We start from the raw sequence: 11,191 nt of genomic DNA, 5'->3' as shown, positions 1-11,191 counted from the left end.
CCGATGGTAGTGTGGGGTCTCCCCATGTGAGAGTAGGACATCGCCAGGCTTGCTTTCTTGTTTTCAGATTTTTGGAAAAATCTGAAGGCAAAAACGGATTTAAGCATCAAAGCAGATTGACGTAAGACTTTGATGAGACAGGATTGGTGCGGAGTGGTAGTTCAGTTGGTTAGAATACCGGCCTGTCACGCCGGGGGTCGCGGGTTCGAGTCCCGTCCACTCCGCCACTATTTATAGGGGTATAGCTCCAATTGGCAGAGCAGCGGATTCCAAATCCGCGTGTTGGGGGTTCGAATCCCTCTACCCCTGCCACTCGAAAAGCACTGACATCCGTCAGTGCTTTTTTTTTATTTCAATCTTACCGATAGACTAACTTATGGATGGTTTTTGGTGTGACATCGAAGTCCGCGTGTTGGGGGCTGAGGCGCCAGTCCGATCGAATCCCTCTACCCCTGCCACTCGAAAAGCACTGACATCCGTCAGTGCTTTTTTTGATCTATTCAAACAAGTCTTCTAATAGTTTTTGGCCACAAATTGGCTTGGACCTGTTGCATCGGGCTGGTGACTGAAACAAAGCTCATAAGCAAATGCCGTGGTATGCATTGGCTCTGTTCGGCTCTCACTGTGATATTCGACTTCCACAATCACTCTCTGATACCCCGACCCCTCAAATGCATCAAGTTTAGGTAGAAAATGGGATAAGTCCTCTGCTTTTAAAAGCCAACCCTCAACGCGATCATTGACAGAATCGCTGAGCTCAATGCCGGGATAACCTGAGGCCGATCCCCAACCACGGTCGGTGCGTATTGCTTGTATACTCGCAGGGAACCACTGACCATGGACTTCCGCGAGCACATGGTGATTTGTGCCTTCTGGACACAGGGTTCCGTATACGAAGAGGTTGTTAAGCATAGGCGTCGCTCCATGAATGCACTTTGTTATTATTTCTTTTCTATCCTATCTCTGAGTTGAAGCAAGCAGCAAGTAATAAGTCAGTGCAACCACTTGTATTTCAGCCTTCATGATCGCAAAATCGGCGCCCATTCTAGTAACAACCTATACTCACACTGGCAAGCGTTATGGTGGTGATCAAGCAATGAAAAAACGTATTGGCAAGGTAGTGGCATGGGGCAGTGCTATTTTTGTCCCTGCTGCGGTGATTGGTGTCAATGGCTACTTCACCGTGCCTGACAGCACCCAGCTCCATACAGTGTCTGGTATACATCGCCAGTGCGTTGATTACACACATTCTTCGCCGCTTGACGAACAAGGCCGTTTTTCTTTGTTGGTGTGGAATATCTATAAACAGCAGCGCCCTCAGTGGGACACGGCGTTAAACCAGTATCATCAACCTCACCGTTTGATGTTGTTGCAAGAGGCAAGCTTTGGTCCACAATTGGCGCGTTGGATCACGCAAGCATCATTGCACTATGACCAAGCTTATGCGTTTGCGATGCAAGATGCTGTTGCAGGGGTGATGAACCTTTCCAAAGTGAACCCTTTGCACAGTTGTGCGTATACTGCGGTCGAGCCTTACCTGCGCCTTCCTAAAAGTGCTTTGTATAGTGAGTACCAGCTCTCCAATGGACAGCGCCTTGCGGTGGTGAATATTCATAGCATTAACTTTACTTATGCAATGGCCGCTTATAAGAAACAGTTGGCGGCATTGGAGCAAGCTTTGGCGCGTGTCGAAGGGCCTATTATTTTAGCCGGTGATTTTAATACTTGGTCTCAACGGCGGTTAGACGCGGTGAGAGCGATGGTTACGCGCTTATCATTACAAGAAATGAGTTATCACCCCGATGAGCGAATGACTAAATTTGGGTTGCCGTTGGATCATGTTTTCTACCGTGGGTTATCGGTAGAAAAGGCGAGTGCGATAGATAATGGTGCCTCCGATCATGCAGCGATAGAGGCACAACTGAAAGTGACAGGATAGAGGCAACGAGGGGAGCCCCCTCGCTGAACTTTCCTAACTTAGTGCTATGACGATGGCCCAACTGGCAAAAACGGCAACCCAAGGCAGGGTAGCGACGACAATCGCTTTGCCATGATTGAGTGGTGTCCAAGTGCCGATAACCGTAATGCTTAATACCCAGTACCACGGGAGCAGTAGTGGTAAGCTTGCTGCCCATGCACTCCATGAGGAGGCGAGCGGCAATTTTAGCAAGCCATTAAGACTATTTAAGTCCGCATGAGCCGGCAAAATAAAACCGGATGATAAAGTCATATTGGTATAGCTTGCTAAATCGCCTACGACGGCGGGCAAAAAAATAAAGCAAGAGGCCGCGAGCCAGTGACGATAGCCAAAGTTAGGGGCTTCTTGTTTGGTGGCTAACCGAAACCACAATGCCAAGGCAAAAATGACCGCCGCTCGGCCAAACCAATCTCCGAGCACTTCAGAGGCAAGAAGTGTTTCACGTTGTAACCACTTTTCAGCGTCTGCAGGTGGCATCGATAATTGTTGCGCGAGTGCTTGCTGAAGCGCGGCAAGGTTGGTGTGATCAAAATAAGCACTCCAAAATGCAATAGCGCTTAGGCACATGAGCAAATAAGCCAACCAACCCCATACCGGGCGCTGGCTTAATGCAGCAAAGCACGCACTGGGACGAAGGACGATGTCTCTTAAGGCGAACAATGGATTGGCTGAAGCTTGCATCATGAGCCGCTACTCCGAGAAATGTCGATATGCAGTGTTAGCTTTTGACCTGGTTGGATATACGCGTTTTGGCGTAACTGGTTCCATTTAACCAGCTCGGCGACTGATACATTGTAGCGTTGTGCAATACTGCTCAACGAATCACCTTGTCGAATTCGGTAGGTAATCGTGCGGATGCGACGTGCATCCCCCTCTTTATCCCAAACGACCAACTTCTGGCCAATGCTGAGGGTGTCGCGAGGACTCATGCCGTTCCACTTAGCGAGCTGACGATAATCAACGTCATAACGACGGGCGATTGTCCAAAAGCTGTCGCCTTGGCGGACTGTGTGGGTGCGCTTGTGGCCGTCTCGCTCCGCCGCTTGCAATGCTGCGAGGCGCTGTGGTGCGCTTAGCGTATATTGTGATTCATCTTTCAGCGAAACAGGGATCATCAGGCGCTGACCCACGCGAATACGTGAGGAGTGGAGTTGGTTAGCACGTTTTAATACTTTGACGGTGGTGTTGTACTCAGCCGCGATTTCACTCAGGCTATCACCTGACTTCACCGCATAACGTTCCACACGAAGCCCTTGGTTGTCATTTTTAGCCAACTCAGTATTAAAGCGTTCCACATTTTCGTTGGGCAACAATAAGTGGGTGGGGCCTGATGGTGACGTTGCCCAATGGTTATACGCAGGGTTAAGGCTTTGCAGCTCAGAAACACTTAAACCGGCATAGTTAGCCGCGAGAGCGAGATCCATTTGCATCTTAGGATCGACCAAGGTCAGTGCTGGCTGGTTAGGGATCGCAGGGACCTCTAAGCCATATTGATCTTGATGGCGTAGTACATCGCCAAGTGCAATCAGCTTAGGAACATAACTGCTGGTTTCTTTGGGGAGATCCAAATGCCAAAAATCGGTGGGTTGGCCGCGTTGCTTGTTGCGACGAATAGCACGAGCCACGCGTCCCTCGCCGGAGTTATATGCAGCGATTGCGTGTAACCAATTACCATCAAACATGCCATGCAAGTACTCGAGGTAATCGAGCGCTGCATCGGTTGATTGCACCACATCACGTCGGCCGTCGTACCACCAATTTTGTTCCAGGCCAAAACGGCGGCCGGTTGCTGGGACAAATTGCCAAAGGCCAGCAGCCCGGCCATGCGAGTAAGCAAATTGATCAAACGAGCTTTCTACGACTGGAAGCAATGCCAGCTCGAGTGGCATGTTGCGTGCTTCGACTTTCTCTACGATCAGGTGCAAAAATGGCGTGGCGCGCTCAGCGACCGTGGCAAGGTGATTAGGGTACTTTAAGTACCAATTACGATAACGGCGCACCGAGGCGTTATCAGGTACTGGAAGCGAAAGCTGCATACTGATGCGTTGCCACACATCACTCTGTTTTTGCGGGGAAAGTACCGTAGGCGTCGCGGGGGTGGCTTTCTTGGGCGTCTCTGTGGCTTTATCAGGCGAGCGCGTTGTTTCTTTTGCGACAACGGGCGGTGCCTCGGAGGCGATATCCGTATTTTGAGCGTCGCCGATAGACTGACAGCCGCTCAGCAACAGCGTGCTCAATATAATAAAACGGTACTTCATTGCATAAAACCTTCGTCCAAAATAGCCGATGATGATAGGGGCTGGCCTCATTGATGACAAGAGACTCAGCTCAAAATTCGTCCTTCCACTGACGCAGCGCACGGAAAACGGCAAGCTCATCGTCGGCAGTGGTGCGACCTACGACCGCTTGAATGACCGTCGGCTCTTGAGTGCGCAAAAATGGATTAATGCGCTTTTCTCGCTCTATGGTACTGGGGAGCGTTTGCTTACCTTGGGCGCGTAAGCGGTTCACTTCTTCCCGGTATAGATGTAATGCATCGTTTTCAGGCTCCACAGTCAGCGCAAACGCGACATTGGCGGCGGTATACTCATGGGCACAATACACTTGGGTTTCGATGGGGAGCGATGCCAGTTTTTTCAATGAGTTGAGTGATTGTTCAGCGGTACCACCGAGTAAACGGCCACAACCGGCTGAAAACAATGCATCGCCACAGAACAGCTTACCATCGCCGACAAATGCAATGTGATCGTCGGTGTGGCCTTCGACACCGACGACCAAAAAGCGATGGTCAAAGACATCAATTTGGTCACCGTCACCAACCGCCATTGAACGTTGAGGTATCGGGTGAACATCTGGGCCGATCACTTTGGCGCTTGGGGCATAGCGTACAAGATCGTCAATGCCATTGGTGTGATCCCAATGGTGGTGTGTGATAAGAATGCACGATAAAGTCAATGAATTCGCTTTGAGGTAGTCAATAACCTGACTTGCCTCACCCGGATCGACCACGGCGCAGCGATTATCTTCACTAATAATGAGCCATATGTAATTATCGTTAAATGCAGGTATGCTTTTTACATGAAGCATTGGGTTCTCCAGCGATAGAATGAGCCTTAATCAATGAAACCAGCGCGCATAGAACATCAGTTTGACTATCCCTATACGTGGGACCAAGTTGCTTACGGTGATTGGGCGCGCACCCAATTGCAAACTCGGCTGGATGAATGGTTGCCGACCTTATTTGGCTACCATTTGCTGAAATTGGGCGGCTTAAGCTGCGAGCTAGTCAGTGAACAGTGTAACATTCAACACCAAGTCTGTGTCGACCAACATAACCCAATGCGCAATGTGACCGCGACACATTATGCCTTGCCATTTATCGAGAAATCTTTTGATGCGTGTGTATTAGCGCACCAACTTGATTATAGCGATGATCCGCACCGTTTATTACGAGAGGTTGATCGTGTGATGATTGATGACGGTTGCTTGATCATATCGGGTGTTAACCCCGCAAGCTTTTTGGGCGTAAAAAAAGTGCTACGTGGCAGGCATCAACGGCTTCCGTGGGGGGGACGGATGTTTTCACCTCTTCGCGTTAAAGATTGGTTGAGTGTCATGAACTATGAGGTGGTTGAGGCGCACCAGATGGGACTGTGGCCGACTCATCGACCCAGTGCCCGCCATGCTTGGGTAGAGAGTAGCGCCAGTATGGTGACACCTGCGCTTGGGTCCATTTATTTGATCATTGCGCGTAAGCGTAGCTACCCACTAAAACCCATTAAGCCTCGTTGGAAACTCAAGCAAGCGGTCTCACCGCTGGGCGGCGTTGTTCCCAACGGCGGCTAGAAATAGGATTAGTCTGCAGGCTCATAGCCTTCATCGATCTCGGTAGGGTGGTTGGCAGCGTCGCGCGCGAGCTCGTCACAACGCTCATTTTCCGGGTGTCCAGCGTGGCCTTTCACCCAGTTCCAGGTGATTTGGTGCTTAGATGCCGCTTGATCAAGCTGTTGCCATAAATCGGCATTTTTCACCGGTTTCTTATCCGCCGTCTTCCATTGGCGTTTTTTCCAATTATGGATCCATTGGGTGATCCCTTGTCGAACGTACTGGCTGTCTGTAGTGAGAACCACGTTACAGCTTGTATTAAGCGCATTTAAGCCGACAATTGCCGCCATTAGTTCCATGCGATTGTTGGTGGTGAGGGTGAAACCGGCACTCAAGGTTTTTTCATGTTGTTTGTAGCGCATCACCACACCATACCCGCCCGGCCCCGGGTTGCCGAGACAAGAACCGTCTGTGAAAATTTCTACCTGCTTGGTCATCTTTGATACTATTGGCTATTCATCTGAGCCAAGTTTGACACAGTTATTGCCATGAAAGCGAATTACGATCGCCTCGTTGTGCTTGATACCGAAACCACCGGTATGAACCGCGAAGGGGGGCCACATTACCAAGGCCACAATATTATTGAAATCGGTGCGGTTGAGATTATCAACCGTAAGCTGACGGGGCGGCACTTTCATGCCTACATTCAGCCTACACGCGCGATCGATCCTGAGGCGATTTCGGTACACGGTATCACCGATGCCTTTTTGGCCGACAAGCCGCGATACGCGCAAATCCATCAAGCCTTTGTTGATTTTATTCAAGGGGCGGAGCTGATCGCCCATAACGCGCCCTTTGATGTGGGGTTTATGGATTATGAATTCAAAAACCTAGGTGTCTCGCTGCAAACCACTGAGCTTTGCACCATCACAGACACCTTAGCGATGGCGAAGAAAATCTTCCCTGGAAAGCGTAACAACCTTGATGTGTTGTGCGATCGCTACGGTATTGATAACTCTCGGCGAACGCTTCACGGCGCTTTGTTGGATGCGGAGATCCTTGCTGACGTATACCTATTAATGACCGGGGGACAAACTAACTTGTCATTTAATGCGGGTACTGAGACGGATAATGCGAGTCCAATGGCACCAAGAACCGTTAAGCGTCAGAAATCGCTAAAGGTTATTCCCGCATCGGCCGATGAAATGAGTGCGCACGAAGCGCGTTTAGACTTTATTGAGCAAAACGGTAGCTGTCTTTGGCGGCAGTAGGAGAAGGCATGAAGAAGCGATGGTGGGCGGTGTGTGTTTGTTTTCCCTTGTTGGCACACGCTAACGAGCAAGAAATTCGTCTGCTGGAAAATCGCTTCCGTGTTGATCCAACCATTGAACGTGCGGCCTTCGTGATTTATCGAGAAAAGCCAAGCATGCCAGTGGTGTTGGTACGCCCGGACGGCACCAAATATTATGCATGGCGCCACCCAGACAAAGTATCCTGGCATCAAGAATCAGACATGGACATCGTGTCGATTACCGACCCCATGCCAGGACCATGGCAAGCGATTGGCCGAGTGAGCCCTGACAACAAAGTCCGTGTTTTAAGCGACTTGCGTATGCAGGTTGAAGACTTACCCAGTCGTCTTTATCAAGGCGAGGCGGTGAAGTTTACCGCACAGCTCATGCTGGGCGATAAGCCCCTTAACTTGCGTGACTTCATTGAGCGTGTCGATTTGACTGTACACTTTACTGAGTTCATCGAAGATCCGGAGTCGCTTAATCTCGATCAGCGGCCACAGCCCAAAGCATTAGGGCAATTTAGTGACGACGGCTCGGGGCTTGATGAAGCACCCAATGACGGCGTTTTCACCGTGTCTTTGCCGATTAACGTCATGCCAGGAAAATACCGCGCACGCGTGACCTCGGGTAACGGTATTTTTTTCCGTACTTTAGAGCAACAAGTCTTAGTTTACCCGACACCGTTAATGGCCACATTTAAACAAAGCCAAGGAGAGGGCGAACCGCATCAATTGGTTGTTGAGTCGGAGCAGGCCAGTATTGAGCCAGGTAGCGTGTCTGTTCACGCCAAATTCACCGATACCGAAGGAAAAACGACGGTCTACCAAACAACCGCTGAGGAAGAGCAGCAAACGATTACGCTCGATATTCCTTATGCCAGCACACCTGGACAATACAAATGGCGGACAACCTTGTATGCGACGGATCAGTTATCGGGACGACCCTTGGTTTTTCCTCTTCCAGAACAAACCTTTGCGGTCACCGATTACGCGGCGCTGGAAGAAGCCGAAGCAGAGCGTGAAGCGCGTGAAAAAGCCATGATGGAAGCGGCGGAGGCGCGCCGCCAACAACGAGAGCGAGAAGAAGCACGAACCACTTCCCTGTTGATCATTGGATTAGGTAACTTACTGGTGATGCTGATAGGTGCCGCCACTTGGTTTGTCTTGCGAAAACGCAAAGCACGCAAATTGGCTGAAGCGGCGCAAGAGCTGGAAGCCCCTCCACTGGACAGCGACGGCGACGACCAAGCCAGTGAGCTTGACATGGATAGGCCGGATAAAAACGACTAGCACTGTGGTGCGAGTAAGCCCATCTATACGGGCAATAAAAAAAGAGAGGGAAGCCCTCTCTTTTTACGTCACGCCATTGATGCAGGAAAAAGCGGTTAAGCCGCGTTATGCATCTTGCTCTCCTTGACCGACGCGGCGGGCAGCTCTGACGGGTCAAAGTCATCCACATTGATCGTTTCAAGGCGGCCTTGCTCGGCTTCTCGCAATAGTGCAGCTTCTTGCTCGGTAATTACGCCGGCGCTCAAGCCTTTATCCGCGACTTGGTCGAGGAACATAAACGGCAGCTTCTCACCGATGCCATCACACACTTTTTTATGAATAGGCTCGGCATTCAAAATGTCATGCAGTGCCTTTTCAATATTACCAATCGCATTACCTGGCTCGAAGTACTGACCTCGGCCGAGGCGATCACGCGTTGCACTGGGTGATTGTAAAATGACAGCCAGTTTGCCATCGAGGCGATCGCCAGGCTGACGGCGTCCTTTACCCAGCGGGAATACCAGTACGCGCACTAAGCCAGCAACTACTCGATTCGGGAAGTTAGCGATAAAGCCATCCAGTGCTTGTTCAGCTTGGTACATGGCGTCTTGCATGCCCCAATGCACCAGAGGGAGATCCTCTTTCTGATAGCCTTCATCGGCATAGCGTTTCATGGTGGCTGACGCAAGATAAAGCTGGCTCAGCACATCGCCAAGGCGCGCTGACAAGCGCTCTTTACGCTTGAGGTTACCGCCTAATACTGCCATAGAGACATCGGCGAGGAGCGCGAGCGCGGCACTGTAGCGATTCATCTGCTGGTAATAACGACGTGTCGCGTCTTTGCGGGGAGCTTTAGACAAACGACCATCGGTAAGACCAAGCCAGAAAGCACGTGCAACATTGCTAAACACAAAGCCAACATGACCAAATAAGGCCTTATCAAACGCTGCGAGGGCGGCTTGCTGATCGCTATTTTCGCTGGCACGAATCTCATCCAACACGAATGGATGGCAACGAATCGCACCTTGACCGAAGATGATCATTGAACGCGTCAGGATGTTAGCGCCTTCCACCGTGATGGCGATCGGCGAACCTTGATAGTTGCGTCCCAGGAAGTTTTTTGGTCCCAGGCAGATGCCTTTACCGCCTACCACATCCATCGCATCAATCACACCTTGTTGACTGCGGTGGGTACAGTGATATTTAACGATGGCAGAAATGACCGAGGGCTTCTCGCCGATATCGATACCCGTCACCGTCAGCGCGCTGGCGGCATCCATCACGTAGGCGTTGCCAGCAATACGCGCGAGAGGCTCTTCAATCCCTTCCATTTTACCAATGGGGAGTTTGAACTGACGGCGAATGCGTGCGTAAGCCCCTGTTGCTAGGGCGGCTGACTTTAGTCCCCCCGTGGTATTGGAGGGTAGGGTAATACCGCGACCGATGGACAAGCACTCCATCAGCATACGCCAGCCTTGGCCTGCCATTTTCTGGCCACCAATAATAAAGTCCATCGGTACGAAGACGTCGTTGCCTTGAGTTGGACCGTTTTGGAAAGGCACGTTAAGCGGGAAATGGCGACGGCCAATTTCAACCCCTTCGAGGTCCGTTGGGATCAACGCACAGGTAATGCCAAGTTCATCCTGATCGCCTAATAGGTGTTCAGGATCGCGTAGCTTAAACGCCAGACCCAACACAGTGGCAACCGGGGCGAGGGTAATATAACGTTTGTTCCAGGTGATTTTCATCCCCAGCACTTCTTCACCTTGCCACATACCTTTGGTGACCACACCATAATCAGGAATCGAGCCTGCATCAGAGCCCGCCTCTGGGCTGGTCAACGCAAAACAAGGGATTTCTTTACCTTGGGCCAAACGAGGGAGGTAATGGTCTTTTTGCTCTGTGGTGCCGTAATGCTGGAGCAATTCACCTGGGCCTAGTGAGTTAGGGACCCCCACGGTGGATGACAGCACACCAGAGACGCCTGACAATTTTTGCAGCACCAAGGATTGTGCGTAGGCAGAAAATTCCAAGCCACCATATTGCTTTTTGATGATCATGGCGAAGAATTTGTTGTCTTTCAAATATTGCCAAACATCCTCGGGCAGGTCAGCGAGTTCATGCGTGACTTGGTAGTCATCGACCATGCGGCAGACTTCGTTGACCGGTCCATCTAAAAATGCCTGCTCTTCCGCACTCAGCGTCGGGGCGGGAATGTCATGCAGTTTGTTCCAATCCGGCGCGCCGCGGAATAGGTCGGCTTCCCACCAGACTGTTCCCGCATCAATCGCTTCTTTTTCCGTCGCTGACATTTCTGGCATCACGGATTTAAATGCTTTGAAAGCGGGCTTGCTGAGCCAGTTGCGACGAAACGTCACGATATTGAGGGGCAACGCGATCACGGCAAAGATCAACCAAGTGATCTCCCCGACGCTGCCCATGATTGTCCCTACAACTAGTCCGGCTGCGAGCACGGCAGTCGATACCAGCAGCTTAGCACGATGGTATGCGAGTACACCGGCCAGTATTAGCATGGCGGCGATATATAACCCTGTTGCCATCACGTCATCTCCTTAGGTTTTGGTTTGCCCTTACTGTCGTGGTAAGAGGTCGTACCACTCAATGTAAGCAAATAATTAACGAATTGTAAAATGATACGGTGTGACCTAGCTTGCAAGGTGAGAAAATCACCACTTGAGGATGAGGACAACTGGCAAGATAGGTTGCCATTCAAGCAAACGTGACCTGGCTCGCTTGTCGGAAGGGCGCGGCAGTCGACAGCCGTAAAACGATGCGGGTACACTGGCAGTCATGTGACGTTATGC

Annotated in this window: 10 protein-coding genes and 2 tRNA genes; 6 read left to right on the top strand and 6 right to left on the bottom strand. The window is 50.9% G+C overall.

All coding sequences use genetic code 11. From position 1 onward, the window contains the following. The first annotated feature begins 150 nt into the window (after nucleotides 1-150). Both BZG25_RS05290 and BZG25_RS05285 read left to right on the top strand, forming a co-directional pair. Nucleotides 151-227 (top strand) — tRNA-Asp (locus tag BZG25_RS05290). Between the two features lie 8 nt (nucleotides 228-235). Next, nucleotides 236-312 (top strand) — tRNA-Trp (locus BZG25_RS05285). A gap of 201 nt (nucleotides 313-513) precedes the next feature. Here BZG25_RS05285 and BZG25_RS05280 read toward each other — a convergent pair. Continuing rightward, nucleotides 514-912 (bottom strand): gamma-glutamylcyclotransferase, encoded by a 399-nt coding sequence (locus tag BZG25_RS05280; RefSeq protein WP_077578633.1) that lies wholly within the window; start codon nucleotides 910-912, stop codon nucleotides 514-516. 184 nt (nucleotides 913-1,096) lie between these two features. Here BZG25_RS05280 and BZG25_RS05275 point away from each other — a divergent pair, with 184 nt between their 5' ends. After that, complete coding sequence (locus BZG25_RS05275; RefSeq protein ID WP_046073781.1) at nucleotides 1,097-1,939, top strand: endonuclease/exonuclease/phosphatase family protein; 843 nt, start codon at nucleotides 1,097-1,099, stop codon at nucleotides 1,937-1,939. Nucleotides 1,940-1,972: 33 nt separating this feature from the next. Here BZG25_RS05275 and BZG25_RS05270 read toward each other — a convergent pair whose 3' ends face one another. The 3 genes from BZG25_RS05270 to gloB all read right to left on the bottom strand — a co-directional run bounded on the left by BZG25_RS05270 (nucleotide 1,973) and on the right by gloB (nucleotide 5,065). Beyond that, the gene (locus BZG25_RS05270) at nucleotides 1,973-2,662 is read right to left on the bottom strand and encodes a YIP1 family protein (protein WP_338012964.1); all 690 of its coding nucleotides are present in this window, start codon (nucleotides 2,660-2,662) and stop codon (nucleotides 1,973-1,975) included. Continuing rightward, a complete protein-coding gene (locus BZG25_RS05265; protein WP_077638636.1) occupies nucleotides 2,659-4,236 on the bottom strand; it encodes a LysM peptidoglycan-binding domain-containing protein in 1,578 nt (525 codons plus the stop codon). Before BZG25_RS05265 ends, BZG25_RS05270 begins: the two co-directional genes overlap by 4 nt. A 70-nt stretch (nucleotides 4,237-4,306) precedes the next feature. Continuing rightward, nucleotides 4,307-5,065: a hydroxyacylglutathione hydrolase gene (gene gloB, locus BZG25_RS05260; RefSeq protein ID WP_046073779.1), complete on the bottom strand. Its 759-nt coding sequence runs from the start codon at nucleotides 5,063-5,065 to the stop codon at nucleotides 4,307-4,309. Between the two features lie 33 nt (nucleotides 5,066-5,098). Here gloB and BZG25_RS05255 point away from each other — a divergent pair, with 33 nt between their 5' ends. Further along, nucleotides 5,099-5,824 (top strand): methyltransferase domain-containing protein, encoded by a 726-nt coding sequence (locus BZG25_RS05255; protein ID WP_046073778.1) that lies wholly within the window; start codon nucleotides 5,099-5,101, stop codon nucleotides 5,822-5,824. An 8-nt stretch (nucleotides 5,825-5,832) separates the two neighbouring features. Here BZG25_RS05255 and rnhA read toward each other — a convergent pair whose 3' ends face one another. Further along, a complete protein-coding gene (gene rnhA / locus BZG25_RS05250) occupies nucleotides 5,833-6,300 on the bottom strand; it encodes a ribonuclease HI (protein ID WP_077638635.1) in 468 nt (155 codons plus the stop codon). Nucleotides 6,301-6,351: 51 nt separating this feature from the next. Between rnhA and dnaQ the strand changes: the two genes are divergently transcribed. After that, nucleotides 6,352-7,074, top strand: a complete 723-nt coding sequence (gene dnaQ / locus BZG25_RS05245) for a DNA polymerase III subunit epsilon (RefSeq protein WP_046073776.1) — start codon at nucleotides 6,352-6,354, stop codon at nucleotides 7,072-7,074. 8 nt (nucleotides 7,075-7,082) lie between these two features. After that, the gene (locus tag BZG25_RS05240) at nucleotides 7,083-8,387 is read left to right on the top strand and encodes a TIGR03503 family protein (protein WP_077638634.1); all 1,305 of its coding nucleotides are present in this window, start codon (nucleotides 7,083-7,085) and stop codon (nucleotides 8,385-8,387) included. A gap of 95 nt (nucleotides 8,388-8,482) precedes the next feature. Here the strand turns inward: BZG25_RS05240 and fadE are convergent, their stop codons facing one another. Then, nucleotides 8,483-10,927, bottom strand: coding sequence for an acyl-CoA dehydrogenase FadE (gene fadE / locus BZG25_RS05235; RefSeq protein ID WP_077578628.1), 2,445 nt, complete (start codon nucleotides 10,925-10,927; stop codon nucleotides 8,483-8,485). Nucleotides 10,928-11,191: the final 264 nt, after the last annotated feature.

This window comes from Salinivibrio sp. ML198 (genome assembly GCF_001996015.1).
GTDB classification, from domain to species: Bacteria; Pseudomonadota; Gammaproteobacteria; order Enterobacterales; family Vibrionaceae; genus Salinivibrio; species Salinivibrio siamensis.
This window is presented reverse-complemented; position numbering and strand designations above follow the sequence as displayed.